At 68.8% G+C, this 18,393-nt stretch carries 18 protein-coding genes; 10 read left to right on the top strand and 8 right to left on the bottom strand.

The window, feature by feature from the left end; translation table 11 throughout:
- The first annotated feature begins 435 nt into the window (after positions 1-435).
- Positions 436-1,425 carry an alpha/beta fold hydrolase gene (locus D7X96_RS27460; RefSeq protein WP_244219746.1) on the top strand — a complete coding sequence of 330 codons (990 nt, stop codon included), beginning with the start codon at positions 436-438 and terminating at the stop codon, positions 1,423-1,425.
- A gap of 79 nt (positions 1,426-1,504) precedes the next feature.
- Here the strand turns inward: D7X96_RS27460 and D7X96_RS41810 are convergent, their stop codons facing one another.
- Positions 1,505-1,858, bottom strand: coding sequence for a pentapeptide repeat-containing protein (locus D7X96_RS41810; protein WP_368667109.1), 354 nt, complete (start codon positions 1,856-1,858; stop codon positions 1,505-1,507).
- Positions 1,859-2,137: 279 nt separating this feature from the next.
- Between D7X96_RS41810 and D7X96_RS27450 the strand changes: the two genes are divergently transcribed.
- Entirely contained in the window at positions 2,138-3,547 is a 1,410-nt protein-coding gene (locus D7X96_RS27450; RefSeq protein WP_121771100.1) for a hypothetical protein, read from the top strand.
- On the opposite strand, the gene D7X96_RS27445 is transcribed toward D7X96_RS27450, so the two are convergent.
- Positions 3,534-4,601 (bottom strand): serine/threonine protein kinase, encoded by a 1,068-nt coding sequence (locus D7X96_RS27445; RefSeq protein ID WP_147468409.1) that lies wholly within the window; start codon positions 4,599-4,601, stop codon positions 3,534-3,536. The genes D7X96_RS27450 and D7X96_RS27445 overlap by 14 nt on opposite strands.
- A 21-nt stretch (positions 4,602-4,622) precedes the next feature.
- Here D7X96_RS27445 and D7X96_RS27440 point away from each other — a divergent pair, with 21 nt between their 5' ends.
- The gene (locus tag D7X96_RS27440; RefSeq protein ID WP_244219745.1) at positions 4,623-6,101 is read left to right on the top strand and encodes a serine hydrolase domain-containing protein; all 1,479 of its coding nucleotides are present in this window, start codon (positions 4,623-4,625) and stop codon (positions 6,099-6,101) included.
- A gap of 532 nt (positions 6,102-6,633) precedes the next feature.
- Here D7X96_RS27440 and D7X96_RS27435 read toward each other — a convergent pair.
- Positions 6,634-7,293: a glutathione S-transferase family protein gene (locus tag D7X96_RS27435; RefSeq protein ID WP_121771098.1), complete on the bottom strand. Its 660-nt coding sequence runs from the start codon at positions 7,291-7,293 to the stop codon at positions 6,634-6,636.
- Positions 7,294-7,390: 97 nt separating this feature from the next.
- On the opposite strand from D7X96_RS27435, the gene D7X96_RS27430 reads away from it, so the two are divergent.
- The 3 genes from D7X96_RS27430 to D7X96_RS27420 are packed head-to-tail and all read left to right on the top strand — an operon-like array spanning position 7,391 to position 9,073.
- Positions 7,391-7,888, top strand: a complete 498-nt coding sequence (locus D7X96_RS27430; protein ID WP_120546718.1) for a winged helix-turn-helix transcriptional regulator — start codon at positions 7,391-7,393, stop codon at positions 7,886-7,888.
- 33 nt (positions 7,889-7,921) lie between these two features.
- The gene (locus D7X96_RS27425; protein ID WP_121771097.1) at positions 7,922-8,542 is read left to right on the top strand and encodes a C2 domain-containing protein; all 621 of its coding nucleotides are present in this window, start codon (positions 7,922-7,924) and stop codon (positions 8,540-8,542) included.
- A 48-nt stretch (positions 8,543-8,590) separates the two neighbouring features.
- Positions 8,591-9,073: a hypothetical protein gene (locus D7X96_RS27420; protein ID WP_121771096.1), complete on the top strand. Its 483-nt coding sequence runs from the start codon at positions 8,591-8,593 to the stop codon at positions 9,071-9,073.
- Positions 9,074-9,131: 58 nt separating this feature from the next.
- On the opposite strand, the gene D7X96_RS27415 is transcribed toward D7X96_RS27420, so the two are convergent.
- From D7X96_RS27415 to rfbB, 5 genes are all read right to left on the bottom strand, one after another.
- Positions 9,132-10,193: a YihY/virulence factor BrkB family protein gene (locus D7X96_RS27415; RefSeq protein ID WP_121723325.1), complete on the bottom strand. Its 1,062-nt coding sequence runs from the start codon at positions 10,191-10,193 to the stop codon at positions 9,132-9,134.
- A 142-nt stretch (positions 10,194-10,335) separates the two neighbouring features.
- Positions 10,336-10,881 carry a dTDP-4-dehydrorhamnose 3,5-epimerase gene (gene rfbC, locus D7X96_RS27410; protein ID WP_120546714.1) on the bottom strand — a complete coding sequence of 182 codons (546 nt, stop codon included), beginning with the start codon at positions 10,879-10,881 and terminating at the stop codon, positions 10,336-10,338.
- Positions 10,878-11,759 (bottom strand): glucose-1-phosphate thymidylyltransferase RfbA, encoded by an 882-nt coding sequence (rfbA, locus tag D7X96_RS27405; protein WP_120546713.1) that lies wholly within the window; start codon positions 11,757-11,759, stop codon positions 10,878-10,880. Before rfbA ends, rfbC begins: the two co-directional genes overlap by 4 nt.
- The gene (locus D7X96_RS27400) at positions 11,756-12,670 is read right to left on the bottom strand and encodes an SDR family oxidoreductase (RefSeq protein WP_120546712.1); all 915 of its coding nucleotides are present in this window, start codon (positions 12,668-12,670) and stop codon (positions 11,756-11,758) included. The genes rfbA and D7X96_RS27400 overlap by 4 nt, the downstream gene beginning before the upstream one ends.
- Positions 12,667-13,689 (bottom strand): dTDP-glucose 4,6-dehydratase, encoded by a 1,023-nt coding sequence (rfbB, locus tag D7X96_RS27395; protein ID WP_120546711.1) that lies wholly within the window; start codon positions 13,687-13,689, stop codon positions 12,667-12,669. The genes D7X96_RS27400 and rfbB overlap by 4 nt, the downstream gene beginning before the upstream one ends.
- Before the next feature lie 151 nt (positions 13,690-13,840).
- Here rfbB and D7X96_RS27390 point away from each other — a divergent pair, with 151 nt between their 5' ends.
- From D7X96_RS27390 to D7X96_RS27375, 4 genes are all read left to right on the top strand, one after another.
- Positions 13,841-15,454, top strand: coding sequence for a glycosyltransferase (locus D7X96_RS27390; RefSeq protein WP_244219744.1), 1,614 nt, complete (start codon positions 13,841-13,843; stop codon positions 15,452-15,454).
- Positions 15,441-15,896, top strand: a complete 456-nt coding sequence (locus D7X96_RS27385) for a hypothetical protein (protein WP_199746964.1) — start codon at positions 15,441-15,443, stop codon at positions 15,894-15,896. Before D7X96_RS27390 ends, D7X96_RS27385 begins: the two co-directional genes overlap by 14 nt.
- Before the next feature lie 190 nt (positions 15,897-16,086).
- Entirely contained in the window at positions 16,087-17,364 is a 1,278-nt protein-coding gene (locus D7X96_RS27380) for a glycosyltransferase family 4 protein (protein ID WP_120546710.1), read from the top strand.
- Positions 17,361-18,380, top strand: coding sequence for a hypothetical protein (locus D7X96_RS27375; RefSeq protein ID WP_121771095.1), 1,020 nt, complete (start codon positions 17,361-17,363; stop codon positions 18,378-18,380). Before D7X96_RS27380 ends, D7X96_RS27375 begins: the two co-directional genes overlap by 4 nt.
- Positions 18,381-18,393: the final 13 nt, after the last annotated feature.

Here is an 18,393-nt window from a genome sequence, read left to right as displayed (position 1 = left end):
GAGGGCGGCAGCAGGAAGTCCTGCTGCACATTCCAGGGGCGGAACTTCTTGCTCATGCCGGGCATTGAGCATCCTCCTCCCCGGCAGGGCAAGCCCCCATCGCGATTACCGCGACAGGCTCCTAGAGGGGCTTCGACGTGAGACCTCCGGGTCAAAAAACTGGAGGTGCACGTGGAGAAGGGCGACACGCTGAAGGCGGTGGTGGAGAGGCTGGGGTGTCGGAGCCGACGTTGCAGGCGTGGAGGCGGGGGCAGACGCCCGGCGGAAAGAAGACGCAGAGCAGTGAGCAGGGGGCCGCGCCGCTCAAGCCCGTGGTGGTGCACCCGCCGAAGCAGCACGCGCCCTCGCCAGTGGCGACTACCTTGGCAGTGCGCGGCGAGCTGTTACCCATGGGCTTCCCTGGTGGCCTCCGCATTCCTGTAGTGGAGTCAGTCCATGCGAAAACTCCTCATCCTCTGCTTGCCGCTGTTCGCCTGTGTGACGACGAAGTCCGTCCCGGTCCCGGCTTCTGCCGACTCCAGCGCGTTGCATCAGGTGAAGCGGATGAAGGTGGCCGAGGGGGTCGAGCTTGAGCTGCTCGACTTCGGAGGCCAGGGACCTGCGCTCGTCTTCCTGTCGGGCCTGGGCAACACGGGCCACGTGTTCGACACCTTCGCGCCGGAGTTCACCGCGGCCCATCACGTCTACGCCGTCACCCGCCGGGGGTTTGGCTCGTCGAGTTGGCCCGAGCAGGGCTACGACACCGCCACCCTGGGCGAGGACGTCGTCCGGGTGCTGGAGGGGCTGGGAATCTCGAAGGCGTCATTCGTGGGCCACTCCGCCGCCGGGCCAGAGCTCACCTGGGTGGCAACCCATCACCCGGAGCGCGTGGAGAAGGTGGTCTACCTGGACGTGAGGACCAACGGTGACCTGCTGGCGGAGCTCCTTTCGGTCCTGCCCATGCCTCCTCCAAGCGAGCCCGCTCCCGAGGACGTGGCCTCACGCGCCGCGCTCGCCGCCGCAGTCGCGCGTGACGTCGGAGGAGCGTTCCCCGCGCACGAGATCGACGAGGCGAACGAGTTCGATCCGAAGACCGGGCACTACCTGCGCGACCGCAAGTGGCCGCACGCGGAGGAGCGGGTGATGAAGGGTTTCTCGAAGGTGGACTTCGCGGCCGTGACGGCGGCCGTGCTCTTCCTCTACGTGGATCAGCCTCGGTTCGGGCGGGCGGAGGACCTCCCAGGCTTCTCCCAAATGGACCTTCCCGTGCAGGAGAAGTTGAGGACCCTAAACGCCAGGGCGCTCCAGCGGGACGCCGAAATGCTGAGCGTGATGAGCATGCCGAACTGGAAGGGCATCAAGCTCGAGCACGCGCGGCACTACGTCTGGCTCACCAACCATGACGAGGTGCTGCGCGAGATGAAGACCTTCCTCGAGACATTTTGAAAGGGCGGCGAAGGCGCGCTGGATGAGCACATCTCCTGTTTCCACACTTCGAGCAAGCGAACACGTCCAGCACTTTCCGTCATGCGTAGCAGCCTGGCGAGAGTCCAATCATGGTGTCCGCTCCTTCTTCGGCTCCTCCCTCGTCGCGGCAGCGGACAGGCCAGGCCAGGCCAGAGCAGGATGGCATCCATGAATGATGGGTAGCCTCCCTTCTCCCGGAGATGCCGCACCACATGCCCAGCGCAACGCACGCCATCAGACTGGCTCCATCCAATCGAGCCAAGGACAACGAAGCTCCAGACAACGTGGCGAAGTCGAGTCGCGCCTCGGTGAGCCCACAGTCGTCCAGGCGGGCACCGTCAAGCCGGGCATGGACGAGATCCGCGCCCGGCAGTTCCTCATGCGTGAGGTCGATGCCCCGAAGGTCTCCCACCTGCGCCCCCAGCGCATCCACTCCCGGAAAGCCCCTGAGGACGTCACGCCAGGGGCCCTGGAACCCACAGGCGCTCAATCACTCTCTCCGACGCAGACCATCGGGCGTAAGCCATCGTTCTGTCAGTTCGGGCCGCATGGCCGGGCTATAACATCCGGTGCCCGAGACCTTCGCTGCCCCCGCGGAACAGGTGGCACGCATCCGGGGCGGTCAGCGCGTCAGCGGGTATGATGCAGAGCCATGTACCCGAGACGCCGTCTTCTGGCCCGTGGACCGTGGTTGTTTGATCTCCGACCGCAGCGGCTCATCGTCTTCAACGGTGCCGAAGGCGTGCGCCGAGACGTCAGCGGAGACGTGACCGAGTATCCATCCGCGCCCGTGGTGCTCACCACGCTCGACGCGGCAAAGGACCTCTGGGTGGGAAGCGGGGACCGGCGTGTCTTCTCCGTGGGGGCCGGTGCGAGCGCTCCCGTCGAGGCCTTTCCGTGTGAGTGCTTCGATCTCACCAGCGATGGGGACCGACTCATCGGCACGGTGGTGGATGGCACTCTCAAGCTGACCTCCCTCGCCACGACCGATGCGTCCGGGCAGCGATGGGAGCCCATGACCTTGCCCAAGCCCGTACGCGCCACGACCGGATACGGGTATTCCGAGGGGCGCCCCCTCCGTCAGTCCCCGGATGGAGCGTTCCTCGACTCGAGCCCCTTTGGCATCACCGTCGTGGAGAAGGGCCGGGGACGCGTCTACGTGCTCCGCACTGGGGCGGCTCAGCCGGAGGGAACGCTCCAGGTGGAGCCGGGTGGTGATCAGGACATCTGGCGGGCCCAGGTCACGCCGCACGGCGTGCTTCTCCTGCTCGTCATCAACTACCGCCAGACGGCGCTCCTCCACTTCGCGCTCGACGGCACCCTGCTTGGCTCCATTCCAGGGAACGAAGACGACGATGATGAGGCCGAGGAAATGATCTGGGGCGGAGCCGGAGTGTGCGTCCTCGACGCGGACCGGGCGCTCCTCTTCGTCCAGGACAAGCTCCTGCTGGTGTCCCTGCCCGATCTCCAGGTGCTCGAAACACTCGTGGGGGATTGGCCGTCCTTCGTCTCGGTGACGCCTGCGGGGCCTGACCGGTGGTGGGTGGGCGCCGAGGACCGTGACGCGCTCTTCCTGCTCACCGCCGAGCCCGGACACCCCTTGCGCCTCAGCGCCTCGAACCGTCTGGTGAGCCCAGGCGCGCCGCTCATGCACGTGGGATTCAAGACGCCCACGATCCACTGGGCCGAACACACCTCGGCGCCGCTGACCGTGTCCGCTCCCGTGGCCGAGACCTGGCGCGCGCTGGTGCGCAATGACGGGCCCGCGTGTGAGGCGGTGCGGATCCGCGTGTCCGGGGTACTTGTCGGCGCTCGCGTGGTGGACGTGAGCGTGCGGTATCGCGGTCAGCCGCTCCCGATGGTGGAGGAGAACCGCGTGAACGTCGTGGGGCATACCTCCGGATTGGAGGCAGGGGCCACCGCGGAGCTGGAGGTGACCTTCAAGCCCCGGAGCGAGGGCTCGGGACCGCTCACCATCACCGTCGAGCCGTGCTCCTGGGAGTCGCAGCCCAGAGAATGGCAATGGGACAAAGAGCAGCCTCGCGTCCTCGCGGTGACGGGCCATCCGGCATCCGCCCAGTTCCCGCTCACGGTGGAGTAGCGCGAACCTTCTCGGGCTCGGGCGCGGTGCCCATCTTCCAAAGCAGGGCGCCACATCCGAGCAGGACTCCCAGGCCCACTGCCGCCGCGAGGCTCCAGCCTCGTCCCAATCGGGGCCGTGCCTGGGCCTCCGGGTCGTCGCTCGCGGTGATCTGCTGGACGAGCCGGGCCACCTGCCGCGGTGTCACCGGCTTACCCTCCGAGCGGATGAAGTCTTCCAAGTCCTTCCGGAACGCGTGGCAGTCCGGGTAGCGCTGGTCCCGGTCCTTCGCGAGCGCCCGGGCGAGGATGGCTCGCAGGGCGCCGGGCAGGTCCGGGCGGTGCTGCTCGACGGGCACCATGGGCTCGGACAAGACGGCTTGAAACACGTCCCAGTGGGACTTGCCCTCAAAGGGCCTGCGCGTGGTGAGCAGTTCGTAGAGCACCACCCCGAGCGAGTAGACATCCGCACGCCGGTCCACCCTCAAGCCCCTGATGTCCTCGGGCGCCATGTACACGTGCTGGCTCAGGTTGGGGACATGGTGTTGGGGGGTCCACCGGGTCCGGAAGTCGTCGACGCCGAAGTCCAACACCCTGGCCGTCCCCTCGCGCGACAGGAGGATGTTGTACGGCCGGATGCAGTGGTGGATGAGCTCCAGCGGCTCGTTCGTCTTGGGGTCGGTGAGGTCGTGGGCATAAGCGAGCCCCTCGCAGGCTTGCGAGATGATGCGCGCGCACAGTGTCGCCGGCAGTGCCATCCGCTGGACCGCCATGTGCTTGATCAACCTGCGCAGGCTGAGTCCGTCGATGTGCTCCCGGGCGAGGAAGTACGTGCCGTCCGCCTTACCGAAATCGAAGATCCGCACGATGTGCGGGTGCGTAAGCCGAGCGGCCATCTTCGCCGTGTCGAGGAAGATCTGCGCGAGCCCGACGTCCTCGGCCATGTCCGGCCGGAGGCACTGGAGCACCAGCGTCTTTTCGATGCCCCACCGGCCGGCGGCCTTGGCCAGAGAGTCTTCGACGATGCCTTCGCCGAGCAGGCGGATGGGCTGGTATTTGCCGACGTGGGATTTCACGGCGTGTATGAATAGCAGACCATGACCCGCCACTGCTTCCTCGGGCTCCTGCTGGCGCTGCTTCCTCTTCAGGCCGGCGCGGTCCCTCTGCCCGCGGATCCGTTGGTGGGCATCTGGGGCAGTGAGCGCGTCCTCGGGCCTCAAGTCCGAGGCGAGCTGACATTGGTGCGGACCGGAAGCAACTGGAGCGCGCGCATCGCGGGCTTCGACGTCCCGGCACGTGTCGAGGGCCGGAAGGTGTCCGTCGTCTTTCCAGGAGGCGAACTCCGAGCGGCGTTGGCGGAGAACATCACCGGGCACTGGATCCAGCCGCCCGTGCTCATGAGCGGCATGAAGTTCGCCACTCCCGTGGAGCTGCGCGCGGTGCAGCCCGGTGTCTGGCGCGGCATCGTGGCGCCACTCGAGGACCGGTTCTCGATTTACCTCGTCGTCCAGAAACAGCCTGACGGTTCGGTGACGGCCTTCATCCGCAACCCGGAGCGGAACTTCGGCAACCGGATGCTGTTCCGCGTGGAGCTCCAGGACCGCACGGTCCGGTTCACCTCCGCCAAGGGCGACGCGACGTTCGAAGGCACGTTCGACGCACAGTCCGGACGGCTGTCCCTCCCCTACCCTCCCTTCGACACGACGTTCGACTTCACCCGCCGCGACCGGTCCCAGGCTGTGGGCCTCTACTCCCGCACGCCCGCGTCAGGCCCCTACGCCTGGCAGAAGCCCATCCCCGAGGATGACGGCTGGGCCACGGCCTCACCGGCCGACGTCGGCATGGACGTCCAGCCGCTCCAGCAGCTCGTGCAGCGCATCCTCGACCAGGAACCCAGTCCAGAGCCCGCGCCCGCCATCCAGGGCCTGCTCATCGCGCGGCACGGCAAGCTCATCCTCGAAGAGTACTTCCAGGGCTTCGACAAGGAGCGCCCCCACGACCTGCGCTCCTCCTCCAAGTCGTACGCGTCCCTGCTCATCGGCATCGCGCTGGATCGGGGTGCCCCCTTCACCGTGGACACACCCGTCACGTCCCTCTTTCCCGAGTACAAGGGCAAGTTCTCCAACCTGGACGCTCGCAAGCGCAAGCTCACCGTCGCGCACCTGATGACCATGGCCACGGGCCTGGCTTGTGATGACGACGACGCGGCTTCCCCTGGCAACGAGGACCGGCTCGAGGACTCCGTCCCGGATTGGTACAAGTACACGCTGGACCTGCCCATGGTCCGCGCTCCTGGCGGCGGCAAGGCCGTGTACTGCTCCGCGAATATCAACCTGCTGGGCGGCGTGCTTCGCAACACCACGCACACGTGGATCCCCGAGTTCTTCACCCAGAACGTCGCCACGCCCCTCCAGATGCGCGGCTATCACCTGGACCTGATGCCTGACGGCGAGCAGTACCTGGCACGATGCCGGACGGACGGACCTACGGCTACACGTGGTGGCTCCATGAGCTGCGCGTCGGCGACCGGGTGTATTCGCAGTACGAGGCCAGCGGGAACGGGGGACAACTCGTGATGGTGGTTCCGGAGCTGGACCTGGTCGTGCTCTTCACCGCGGGCAATTACAACCACGTTGCCCTGTGGCGGAAGTTCCGTGAGGAACTCCTGCCACAGTACATCCTGGCCGCGGCGTCAGCGCCTCCGCGGCCTTGAAGCGCTCTCAGTAATAGCAGCGCCAGTAGTCGTAGCCTTCCCCGTCGCAATAGCAGAAAGCATGGCCCACACCACCGGGGCGAATACACGTCCGCGGGTTGGCGCCAGACGACGGACAGGACATCCCGTCCAACACATCGCACTCGAGCAGCACCGAGGCGTTGACTTCGGACTCCGCCTGAGGCGCCGGCTGGCTTGCCGTGTCATCCACGGGCGCGGGACCACAGCCCACGAGCAGCCCGAACATCAACGGTGAAACAATTCCTCGCATGAACTCTCCCGGTTGAGAAGCAATGCGAGGCTAACCCCGCTTCGCTGCGGGGCTCAATATTTCGGCGCAATGTGTCTTCACACGTCAGGCATGGGTGTCATTGGCCACCCGCGTGTTGACACTCTCAGTCGCGGTCCGGCGCGCCCAGCGGGAAGAGCGGACGGTAGGGCCGCCCCCCATCCACCGCGCGGGCCACGGACGGACGCGCGAGCAACCTCGCGCGATAGGCGCGCAGTTGGGGACATGACTCCGGAATCCGGTGCGTCCAATCCGCGTAGAACAGCGACGGTGCGGCCGCACAGTCCGCCAGCGTGAAGGCGTTGCCCGTGGCCCAGGTCCTGCCACCCAACTGCCCTTCAATCCAGCCGTAGGCGCGCTCCAGCCTCTCCACCGCCCGCGTCATCCCGTCCTGGCGCTTCACAGGGTCTCCCGTCAGCGCACCGTTCACGGCCTGCTGGACCGCGTCCATGACGTGCAGGTCGAAGAACCGATCCAGGAACCTCACGTCCAGCGCGGCCAGCGGATCCTCGGGCAGCAGGCGAACCGTGCCGGGATGCTTCAGCTGGAGGTACTCGATGATGATGCTCGTCTCGACGACGTTGCGGTCTCCGTCCACCAGCACCGGGAATTTGGCGATCGGCCAGCGGCGCAGCCAGTCGGCGGTGTGCTCCGGCGTCTCCGGACCGATGCCTCGAAACTCGAAGGGCGTGCCGTTCTCATACAGCGCGATGAGCACCTTCTGCGTGTACGAGGAGAAATAGTGACCGTAGACCGCGAGCGACATCGTTGGACCCCTCCGTTCGACCACTTGCGTTTCGCAATGGGTTGAACCGTATTTGGACCGCTTGCATACTGCAAGCATCCGTTTCCGGAGGACGGCCATGCCACAGACGGGACGCTCCGGCTGCCCCATCAACCTGACGCTCGAACAGCTTGGCGACCGGTGGAGCCTGATCGTCATCCGCGACGTCATGTTCGGGAACCGGCGCACCTACGGAGACCTGCTCTCACGGAGCGAAGAGGGCATCGCGTCCAACATCCTCGCGGACCGGCTGAAGCGCCTGACCGCGTCCGGGCTGCTATCCCGGCGCCCGGATCCGAACCACCAGCAGAAGGGCATCTACAGCCTCACGGAGGCGTCCATCCAGCTGGTGCCGCTGCTCGCGCACATGGGCGCCTGGGGCCGCAGGCACACCCAGCCGAGCGAGGAGCTGTCCGTGCGCGCGGAGCTGCTGGAGAAGGGCGGCCCGGCCCTGTGGGACGCGTTCATGGTGGAGCTGCGCCACCTGCACCTGGACGCGCCGCGCCCTTCCCGCTCGGTGTTCCGGGAGCTTCAGGCCGCCTACGAGAAGGCCGTCGCCCGCAAGGCCCGGGACTGACGGGCCGAAGGCGGGTTAGCGTTCACGGCGCTCATGAAAAACCTCGGTTGTTGGCTGTTCGTCCTCCTCTGCGCGCTGTGGCTCCCGGCGTGCGGCCCCTACGACTGCACCTCGGAGAACTGCGCGGACGGATGCTGCAACGCGCTCAACGAGTGCATCGGCTACCGCAGCGACTCGGAATGCGGTCCCAATGGAGGCCTCTGTGAAACGTGCGCGGAAGGCAGTGTCTGCCGGCTCGACCAGCTCACCTGCTACGTGGGCGTGATGCGCACGTACGTGCAGCCCCGGTTTGCCGTCATCGCGGACGTCGACCCGGACACGGGCGAGGACTGGGATTCCGACGGCTCCCCTCCGGACGTCGTCGTGGAGATGAACTGCCCCTCCGCTCGCGAGCGCACCCGCACCGAGGAGGCCGAGACCTGGGATCCCGAATGGCGCACCGGCGGCTGCCAGGTCATCACCTCCAACCTGCTGCGCTACCCGCTTGAAATCTCTATCTTCGACAACGACGGCTTCGCCCCGGATGACGAGTTCGGCGGCATCTCCTACCAGGTCACCCGCGCGGACCTGAACCTGGGCCGCATCGAAATCTCCATCCCGCCCATCGTGAAGACGCTGGTCTTCGACCTGAGCCACAACTACGCACCCCAGTGAGCCGGGCCCCGCTGTAACCGTCCCGGCGCCCGCGGCGTAGTCCTGGCCATGCGCGCCCTCCCGCTGCTGCTCCTGGTCCTGTCCGCCGCCTGTGGTCCCTCCTCCTCCGTGGACGAGGGGCTCGGCGTCATCCAGGGCATCGACACGTCCGAGAACGGCATCACCGCCTTCGTCCGCTCGGGCCAGTACACCTCCTGGCTCGCGGAGCCCTCGGTCCACGAGACGCGCGCTCCGCACGGCAGCAAGGTCCGCGTGTTCTTCAACGACGTCGTCGCGCGGTCCCTGCGCGACGGCAACGCCACGCACCCGGTGGGCAGCATCCTGGTGAAGGAGCTCTTCGAGGACGATGGGAAGACGCTCCGGGGCCACGCGCTGGACGTGAAGGTCGCGGAAGGGCCCGGCAAGGACACCTGGATCTTCTACGAGGGCTTCGGCCCGGACTACACCCGGAACTATTACGGCCGCGCGCACTCCACCTGTCACGGCTGTCACTCGGACGGGAAGGACTTCGTCACGTCGCCCCTGCCCTGAAAACGACGACGGGCGGCCCCCTTTTCGAGGACCGCCCGCCGTTGGACACCGGAAGGGCCTACCGCGCGGCGGACTTGCGGCGCATCAGGAACACGCCCAGGCCCACGCCCGCGGCCCACTTCGCGGCGGCGGCCAGCGGCGTCTTGCCCAGCGCCACCGGGCGGCTCTCGTACCGCGGCTGCGGCGGAACCGGACGGAAGTCCGTGGCGCCGGGCAGGTTCGCGCCCCGCTCCTCCGCCTCCGTCTTCGTCACGTTCGGTCCCGGCGCGTCCGGATCCCGCGCGCCCGGCGCCTTCCCGTCCGGCGACTTGTGCTCGAGGATGCCGTTGATCTCCGCGCCCAGCAGCACGACCATGCAGGAGATCTGCATCCACAGCAGCAGCACGATGACACCGCCGATGGCGCCGTAGTTCACGTCATACGAGCCGAAGTTCGCCACGTACTTCGAGAAGCCCCACGAGGCGAGCACCCAGATGACCACGCTCACAATCGAACCCGGCGTGATGAACTTGAACTTCTGCTTCACGTCCGGCAGCACGTAGTACAGCACCGCCAGCAGCATCATCATCAGGATGCCGGCGACCGGCATGCGCAGCCACAGGACGATGCTCGACAGCGGCTCGCCCAGCTTGTCCGCCACCGCCGGTGTGACGATGGCGACGATGGCCGCGAGCACCACCGTCACCGCCGTCCCCAGCGTCGTCAGCAGCGCGATGCCTCGCATCTTCCAGAACGGGCGCTTCTCCTCCACGCCGTACACCGTGTTGAGCGCTTCCATCAGCGCCACCACGCCACCCGACGCCGCCCAGATGGCGCCCACGCCACCGATGGTCAGCAGCCCCACCGGGTTGCTGTTCGCCAGCGCCTCCAGCCGCTCGCCCAGGATCTTCGTCACCTCCTGGGGCGCGACCTTCGACATCTCCTGGATGAGCTGCTGCGCCTGATGCGGATCAATCAGCACACCGGCCAGCGACACGAGGAACAGCAGGAACGGGAACAGCGCCAGGATGGCCGAGAACGTCAGCGCGTTCGCGACGTTGCCTACCTTGTCGCGTCCCCACTCGTCCTTGAGGGACTTGAAGAACTCCTTCCAACCCATTCCCTTGCCGGGCAAGACCATGCGTCTCCTCCTCGGAGGAGATTGGGCATTCCATCCCCCGGCTGGCTTCCACCCCAAAAGCCCCGCCTGCTCCCCTGGCTGCTTACCGCGCAGGTCGTCTCAAGCCGCAAGCCCCCGCGTCACGCCTGCCCGGCCGCCCGAATCAATAGATGGGCAACACTGCCGCGTCCTTCAGCCGGGGCGCGCGCTGATCCTTCGCCGAAAGCAGGGGTTCCTTCACCGGCCACGGGATGGCCAGGTCCGGATCATCCCAGGCCACGCTCCGCTCGGACTCCGGGGCGTACTGCTCGGTGCACTTGTAGAAGAAGTCCGCCGAGTCGCTCAGCACGCAGAACCCGTGCGCGAAGCCCGGGGGGATCCACAGCTGCCACTTGTTGCCGGATGACAGCTCCGCCCCCATCCACCGGCCGAACGTGGGCGACCCCTTGCGCACGTCCACCACCACGTCCCAGACCGCGCCCGCCAGCACCTGCACCAGCTTCCCCTGCCCGTTCGGCTCCTGGAAGTGCAGGCCTCGCAGCGTGCCCTTCACGGACCGCGACAGGTTGTCCTGCACGAAGGGGCCGGGGATGCCCGCGTCCAGGTAGCGCTGGGCGTGGAACGTCTCCACGAAGAAGCCCCGCGAGTCCCCGAACACGCGCGGCTCCAGCAGGAGGACGCCGGGGAGCTCCGTCGTCTGGACCTTCATGGCGCCATCCCCCGGTGGCCCAGGAGCGACTTGAGGTACTGGCCGTAGTCGTTCTTCAACATGGGCTCCGCGAGCGCCTCCAGCCGCGCCTCGTCGATGTAGCCCATGCGGAAGGCGATCTCCTCCGGGCAGGCGATCTTCAGCCCCTGGCGGCGCTCGATGATCTCGATGAACGACGACGCCTGCATCAGCGACTCGTGCGTCCCGGTGTCCAGCCACGCGTAGCCGCGCCCCATCAGCTCCACCGTGAGCTGGTCGCGCCGCATGTACTCCGCGTTGACGTCGGTGATCTCCAGCTCGCCGCGCTTGCTGGGCTTCAGCCCCGCCGCGATGTCCAGCACCTGGTTGTCGTAGAAGTACAACCCGGTGACGGCGTAGTTGGAGCGAGGCCTCGCGGGCTTCTCCTCGATGCTGATGGCCCGGTTGCCCGGCGCCAGCTCCACCACGCCGTAGCGCTGCGGATCCTTCACCTGGTAGCCGAACACCGTGGCCCCGGACGCGCGCCGCACCGCCCGGCGCACCAGCTCGCTCAGGCCATCCCCGTAGAAGATGTTGTCCCCCAGGATGAGGGACACCGATTCGCTTCCCACGAAGTCCCGGCCGATGACGAACGCCTGCGCCAGCCCTTCCGGCCGGGGCTGCTCCGCGTACTGGAAGGACATGCCCCACTTCTCGCCGTCGCCCAGCAGGTCGCGGAAGCGCGGCAGGTCCTGCGGCGTGGAGATGATCAACACCTCGCGGATCCCCGCCAGCATCAGCGTGGTGAGCGGGTAGTAGATCATCGGCTTGTCGTAGACGGGGAGCAGCTGCTTGCTCACCACGAGCGTCAGCGGATACAGGCGCGTCCCCGAGCCTCCCGCGAGGATGATTCCCTTCATCCCGCCTCCCCGGCCCGGGCCGCGAGCCAGCTCGCGTGGAAGCGCTTCAGCGACTCCGTCAGCGCCAGCGGCTTCTCCGACAGCTGCTCCCGCGCCTTGTCCGTCAGAAGCCCGCTCTTCAGCGGCCGGGGCGCCGACAGCTTCAGGTCCGCCATCCGCGTGGGCACCACCAGCCCCGCGTCGAAGCCGAACACCTCACACAGCGCGCGGCCAAAGGCCACGCGGTCCAGCACCGTGCCGCCGCAGGTGTTCCACGTCCCGCCCAGCCGCCGCTCGCCCAGCTCCACCAGCATCGCGGCCACGTTGTCCGCGAAGCTCGGGGACACCACCTGGTCCTCGAAGAGCTTCACCGGCTGCCCCGCCGACAGCGTCTTCACCAGCCACGCGCCGAAGTTGAGCCGGCCCTCCACCGGAGGCCAGCCGTACACCACCGCCGTGCGCGCGATGGCGCATCCAGGTGCGAGCACGCGCGCGGCCTGTTCGCCCATGTGCTTCGTCATCGCGTAGACGCCGCGAGGGTTCGGCACCGCGTCCTCGGCATAGGGCCCTGAGTCCCCGTCGAAGACGTAGTCGGTGGACACGTGCACCAGGTGCGCGCCGGCCTCGCGCGTCCAGCGCGCCACCGCCGCCGTGGCGGTGACGTTCGCGGCGTACGCGGCGTCGGGCGCCTTCTCGCAGGCGTCCACCTCCGTCATGGACGCGCAGTGCAGGACGACCTCCGGCGACAGCCGGCCCAGCGCGGGCGCCACTTCCGCCTCGTGCGTGAGGTCCAGCGTCTCGTAGTCGAACGCCCCCGCCGCGCGGCGCACGCCCTTGCCCAGCCCCACGACGGTGTGGCCCCGCGCCGCCAGCAGCGCGCACGCCCGGCGGCCCACCAGCCCGTTGGCTCCCGTGACGACGAAGCGGCTCATGCCCCGTGCCCCCGGCGCGCCAGCGTCACCGTGCTCCGGTACGCCCCGCTCAGCACGCGCTCCCACCACACCGGGTGCTCCACGTACCAGCGCACCGTGTCCGCCAGCCCTTCTTCAAAGGAATGCGTGGGCGCCCACCCCAGCTCGCGCCGGCTCTTCGCCGCGTCGATGGCGTAGCGGCGGTCATGGCCTGGCCGGTCCGTGACGAATTCAATCAGCGACTCCGGCTTGCCCAGCGCCGCGAGGATGCCCTTCACCAGGTCCAGGTTCTTGCGCTCCGCGCCGCCGCCCAGGTTGTAGACCTGCCCCGCGCGGCCCCGCTCCAGCGCCAGGAGCAATCCCTGGCAGTGGTCTTCCACGTGCAGCCAGTCGCGCACGTGCTGGCCGTCGCCGTAGACGGGCAGCCGCTGGTCGCGGAGCGCGTTCACCACCATCCTCGGGATGAGCTTCTCCGGGAACTGATAGCGCCCGTAGTTGTTCGAGCAGCGGGTCACCACCACGTCCAGGCCGTACGTGTGGTGGTACGCCAGCGCCAGCAGGTCCGCGCCCGTCTTGGACGCCGAATAGGGGCTGGAGGGCTGGAGCGGCGACGTCTCCGTGAAGGCCCCGGACGGCCCCAGCGAGCCGTACACCTCGTCGGTGGAGCACTGCACGAAGCGGCGCACGCCGTGCGCGCGGCAGGCCTCCAGCAGGTGCTGCGTGCCCAGGACGTTGGTGGTGACGAAGACAGCCGGCCCTTCGATGGATCGGTCCACGTGGCTCTCCGCGGCCAGGTGGAGGACGGCGTCGATGGCGTGCTCGCGGAGCACCCGGTCCACGCAGGCCCGGTCGCTGATGTCCCCGTGCACGAAGACGTGGCGGGACTCATCCTCCAGACCGGCGAGGTTCTCCAGGTTGCCGGCGTAGGTGAGCCGGTCCAGGTTGACGACCTTCCAGTCCGGCCGCTCGCGGAGCAGGTAGCGGACCAGGTTGGACCCGATGAAGCCGCACCCTCCCGTGACCAGGACGTTCGTTGACATGGACCCAACCTCGGGGACGCGTGGGCCGCCCTGGCTACTGTGCGCCCGCCTCTCCGTCAAGGCGCGTCCGGCACCCTTGTAAGGGCGGGCTGGACGGTTGTAAGGGAACGCGCGCGTGTCACCGCGACCTCCTCATGGCCCGGGCGGACCCTTGCACATCCACCAGCTGGTCACCCGCCTGGCCTGGGGTGACGCGATTGGCAACCAGGTGCGCTACCTCCAGAGCCTGCTGCGCTCCTGGGGCCACACCTCCGAAATCTACGCGGACAGCTGGGACGACGCCTGTCGCGACCAGGTGCGCCCCGCGAAGAGCTACCCGCGCGAGGCCACCCGCGACTCCGTGCTGCTCGTGCACCACAGCTTCGAATCGAGGCAGGTGCCGCTCATCGCCCGGTCGCGCGGCCGCAAGCTGCTCGTCTACCACAACATCACCCCCGCCCGGCTCTTCGAGGGCTACGACCGGGGCGCCGCGCTGTCGTGCGACACCGCCCGCGTGGAGCTGCTCGCGCTGCGCCCGCACGTGGACGGCGCCTTCGCCTATTCGCGCTTCAGCGCGGAGGAGCTGGCCGCCGCGGGCTACCCGCGCGTGGACGTGCTGCCCTTCGCCATCGACTGGAACGCGTTCGACACGCCGCCGGACCCCTCGCTGATGGCGGAGCTGGACGACGGCTGCTCCAACATCCTCTTCGTGGGCCGCGCGGTGCCCAGCAAGTACGTGGACGACGTGCTGCGCGTCTTCACCGCGTACCAGCGGCTGTATCAGCCCAAGAGCCGCCTGCTCATCGCCGGCAACATCCACCGCGACGGGCCCTACGGCAGCTTCCTGCACGGCCTCAAGGACCTGCTCGGCCCGGAGCGCATCCAGTTCCTGGGCCGCGTCAACGCCGCGCAGCTGTCCGCCTGCTTCGCGTCCGCCACCGCGTACCTGTCCATGAGCCGGCACGAGGGCTTCGGCGTGCCGCTGCTGGAGGCCATGTACCGGGACGTCCCCGTCGTCGCGTACGGCGCCGCGGCCGTCCCGGAGACGATGGGTGGCGCGGGCCTCACCACCTTCTCGCGCGAGCCCATGGACGTGGCCCAGCTGCTCGCGGTGCTGGAGCGCGACTCCACGCTGCGCCAGCAGGTCCTGGCCGCGCAGCGCGCCCGCGTGGCCGCGCTGTCCCAGCAGGCCGTGGCCACCCAGGTGCGCAACACGCTCCTGCGCTGGCTGGGAGCCCGCGACGCAGGCCCGGCCGCCACCCCCACCCCATCCGAGGCGCCCGCCATCGAGCTCGTGTGCCCCGGCTTCACCTCCCGGCCGGACGCGCCCATGTCGCGGCTCGCGCGCGAGCTGCATCGCCGCCTCCCCGACTCCCGCATCCTCGCCCTCCGGGGGCGCGGCGAGGAGCCTGTCCTCTCGCTCGGCCCACGGACGAGCGAGGGCGCCTCTGTCTGGCATTTCACTCCAGACCAGCCGGTCGGCCCGGCGCCGGAGCCGCTGCCCGGTTCATCGTCCCTGGAAACGGCGGTCCGGGCCTCGTCGGGGAAGGTGGTGCTGCTGGGCACGGACTCCGGCGTGTCGCAGGCGCTCTTGGGGGCCGTGGGCCGCCGGGGCTGGGGCGTGCGCGACGCGGCCACCGTGACCGACGAGGCGGCGACGGAAGCGGCGCGGCACCACCTGGGGGCGCAGCTCCTGGAGCTGGACCGTTCGGACCTGGACGCGGTGGCCAACACCCTGGTCCAGGGCCTGTCATCGAAACGAGGAGCCCGCCATGCACGCCGCTGACCTGCTCACGGCCGAGCCCACCGCCCAGGCCGTGGCCGCCGCCACCGAGCGGCTCCCCGAGCCGTCCGCCGCCGCTCGCGACCAGCTGCGCCGTACGCTCGCCGCGTCCCTGCGCGCCCCGGTCGCGGGCCAGTGGCCGGCGCTGCTCCTGGAGGCGCGCGCCAAGGCGGACGTGCGCTACGTGGAGCCCGCGACGTCGCATCGCCCTCTCGTCGGACCGGTGCTGGTGTTCGCCAAGCGGACGTTCCGCGGCGCGTTCCAGCCGTTCATCAACGAGGTGCTGCGCCGCCAGGTGCACTTCAACGAAGCCATCCTGGACGCGCTCACCGTCGTCATCGAGAACCAGCGCGAACACGCCCGCACCCAGGCCCTGTGGCGGCGTGAGCTGGATGCGCGATTGAAGCAGCTGGAGAAGGATCCGCCGGGCCCATCCTCGCGCTGAGCGGATGGCCGCCTGCTCGACGGACGGCGGCCCGGCCGGACGTTGACGCAGGAACCGGCTCCGCGCTACATCGGCCCTTCGCTTCGCCTGCCTCGCTAAATCCTGAGGGGGATGCCACGGGGAGAATCAACGGCGGCGGCGAATCGTTTCCTCCGGGCCGCATCCAGCCCACGACGCGAGTTGCCAAGGCATGAAGATCGGGTTCCTCGTTGGGGACATCGCCAATATCTCCGGTGGGTCCAACGTCATCCTGGAGTACGCCTCTCGGCTGCAGGACCTTGGCCATGAGGCGGTCCTCATCACCCCGGGCCCCGTCAAGCTGACGTATCCGCTGTGGCACCCGCGGCTCGCGGACCTGCCGCGCCGCTCCGTGGCGGAGGCCGAGGGCGAGTCCTTCGACTTCGCGCTGGCCACCTGGTGGATCACCTTCTACGACCTGTGGCGCGTCAACGCCCGGGTCTACGGCTACCTGAACCAGAGCCTGGAGTCGCGCTTCCACGCGGAGCGCCACTACAAGCTGCTCAACCGTCAGACGTACTCGCTGCCGCTGCTGTTCGTCACCGAGGCGAAGTGGCTGGTGGAGTTCATCCAGACGCTGCAGCCCGAAGGGCGCACGCTGTACGTGCAGAACGGCCTGTCGCGGGAGCACTTCCCCTGCGTGCAGGCGCCGCCGAAGCGCGACGGCAAGCTGCGCGTGCTGGTGGAGGGCCCGTGGGGCGTGGGCTTCAAGGGCGTGCCGGAGACCTTCGAGGTGCTGGAGCTGGCCGCGAAGGAAGGCGTCCAGTTCGAGACGGGGTGGCTGGCGTCGTCCTCCGGCGGGCAGAAGCCCACCGTGGGCGGGCAGCCGGTGCAGGTGCACGAGCGCATCCCCATCAACCAGGTGCACCAGGTCTACGGCCAGTACGACGTGCTGCTGAAGCTGTCCCGGGTGGAGGGCATGTTCGGCCCGCCGCTGGAGATGTTCTCCCAGGGCGGCACCGCCATCACGTACACGGTCACCGGCACCGACGAGTACATGGTGCACGGGCAGAACTCGCTGATGGTGGAGCCGTACAACCACCGGCAGATCGTCCAGTTCCTGCGCCTGCTGAGCACGCAGCCCGCGTACCTCGCGCACCTGCGCGCGAACGCGCTCGCCACCGCGAAGGCGTTCACGGACTGGGAGTCCAGCACGCGCCAGGTGGCCACCGGGCTGGAGGCGCTTCACACGGAGGGCTGGACGAATTCGCACCTGCGCCCCGCGCTGGCCGCGATGTCCTCCATGCACGGCCACTGGCTGGATGACGTCTGGCGCGCGGAGCGCGGTGGAAGCTCGCCGCTGCACCCGTACGTGGGTCCCGGTGAGCAGGTGTTGCTGGAGCGCTACCGCCAGTTCAAGAAGTCCCGCCCCGTCCGCGCGCTGCAGAAGCTGGTGTCGGACGATTTGAAGAAGTCGCTGCGCGCGCGGCTCACGCGAGTCCTGTCATGAGAATCCATCCGCCCTCCCCCACCCTCCAGCGCGTCGCCTTCGTGGGCGAGCCGGCCTTCGAGCCGCACGTGCCCGTCCAGGCGGCGTGGGCCCAGGTGCGCTTCTTCCCGGTGACGGCCGGCCAGTGGGAGCCCGCGCTCGACGAGGCGCGGGCCTGGGGCGCGAACGCGACGCTCGTGTTCCGCCCGCAGGACCTCACGCCGGAGCAGGCCGCGCGCGTGCCCGGCACCATGAGCGTCGGCATCATCCCCGCGCCGCTGTTCAGCACGGAGGAGGCGCAGAAGCTCGCGAGCCTGTCCGGCCCGGACGCGAAGGGCTTCCGCTGGCTGACCTATCTGGAGACGCCCGCGTCGCCGGAGCTGTCGCGGCTGCCGCTGCTCCAGACGCTGCCCCTGCCGGTGGACACCGCGCGCTGCCCCTCGGGCCCGCGGCTGGACCTCCGGCGGATGCTGGTGCCGGACTGGGCCAGCCCTTCTCCGGAGGCGCTGGAGCTCTTGCGCAAGCTGGGGCCGGTGGACGTGCTGTCGTCGCACGCCACGCCCGAGGAAGTGACGCAGGCGCTGGAGAAGGCCGGGACGCTCGTCTACGCGTCGCGCGACCTGATGGGCCGGTTTGATCCGCTGCCGCTCCTGGCCATGGCGCACGGCCTGCTCGTCGTCGCGGACACGGTGTTCCCCGGCGACTGGAACATCGAGCCGGAGGACGAGTTCCTCTACCGTCCGGATGGGCAGTGGGGGCGCTCGCTGGACGAGGTCTTCCGCATGCCGGTGTCCTTCCGCGCGGTGCGCATCCGCGCGTGGCAGAAGATGCGCGAGGCCTTCGACGCCTCGGCGTGCTTCCAGCGCGTGCTGCACGACGCCTACCTGTTCGCGGACCCCGTGGCGCACCTGGCGTCGCTCGCCCCCACGCGGCCCCCGGTGGCCGTGCCCGTCGCCGTGGAGGCCTCCGTCCCGGAAGCCCTGGGCGCGGAGAAGGTCCAGCGTCTCACCCGCGCCCGCGCGGCCGTCACCCACTAGAGCCAAGGACACC

Origin of the sequence: Corallococcus interemptor (genome assembly GCF_003668875.1) — a bacterium.
In the GTDB taxonomy this organism is placed as follows: Bacteria; Myxococcota; Myxococcia; order Myxococcales; family Myxococcaceae; genus Corallococcus; species Corallococcus interemptor.
The sequence above is the reverse complement of the archived record's forward strand: the minus strand, read 5'-3'. Positions and strand labels throughout refer to the sequence as shown.

Excerpts from the sequence above, each read along its gene's own strand:
- D7X96_RS27460 (WP_244219746.1), top strand. The coding sequence starts at position 436 with ATGCGAAAACTCCTCATCCTCTGCTTGCCGCTGTTCGCCTGTGTGACG.
- D7X96_RS27440 (WP_244219745.1), top strand. The coding sequence starts at position 4,623 with ATGACCCGCCACTGCTTCCTCGGGCTCCTGCTGGCGCTGCTTCCTCTT.
- D7X96_RS27435 (WP_121771098.1), bottom strand. The coding sequence starts at position 7,293 with ATGTCGCTCGCGGTCTACGGTCACTATTTCTCCTCGTACACGCAGAAG.
- D7X96_RS27430 (WP_120546718.1), top strand. The coding sequence starts at position 7,391 with ATGCCACAGACGGGACGCTCCGGCTGCCCCATCAACCTGACGCTCGAA.
- D7X96_RS27425 (WP_121771097.1), top strand. The coding sequence starts at position 7,922 with ATGAAAAACCTCGGTTGTTGGCTGTTCGTCCTCCTCTGCGCGCTGTGG.
- D7X96_RS27420 (WP_121771096.1), top strand. The coding sequence starts at position 8,591 with ATGCGCGCCCTCCCGCTGCTGCTCCTGGTCCTGTCCGCCGCCTGTGGT.
- D7X96_RS27415 (WP_121723325.1), bottom strand. The coding sequence starts at position 10,193 with ATGGTCTTGCCCGGCAAGGGAATGGGTTGGAAGGAGTTCTTCAAGTCC.
- rfbC (WP_120546714.1), bottom strand. The coding sequence starts at position 10,881 with ATGAAGGTCCAGACGACGGAGCTCCCCGGCGTCCTCCTGCTGGAGCCG.
- rfbA (WP_120546713.1), bottom strand. The coding sequence starts at position 11,759 with ATGAAGGGAATCATCCTCGCGGGAGGCTCGGGGACGCGCCTGTATCCG.
- D7X96_RS27400 (WP_120546712.1), bottom strand. The coding sequence starts at position 12,670 with ATGAGCCGCTTCGTCGTCACGGGAGCCAACGGGCTGGTGGGCCGCCGG.
- rfbB (WP_120546711.1), bottom strand. The coding sequence starts at position 13,689 with ATGTCAACGAACGTCCTGGTCACGGGAGGGTGCGGCTTCATCGGGTCC.
- D7X96_RS27385 (WP_199746964.1), top strand. The coding sequence starts at position 15,441 with ATGCACGCCGCTGACCTGCTCACGGCCGAGCCCACCGCCCAGGCCGTG.
- D7X96_RS27380 (WP_120546710.1), top strand. The coding sequence starts at position 16,087 with ATGAAGATCGGGTTCCTCGTTGGGGACATCGCCAATATCTCCGGTGGG.
- D7X96_RS27375 (WP_121771095.1), top strand. The coding sequence starts at position 17,361 with ATGAGAATCCATCCGCCCTCCCCCACCCTCCAGCGCGTCGCCTTCGTG.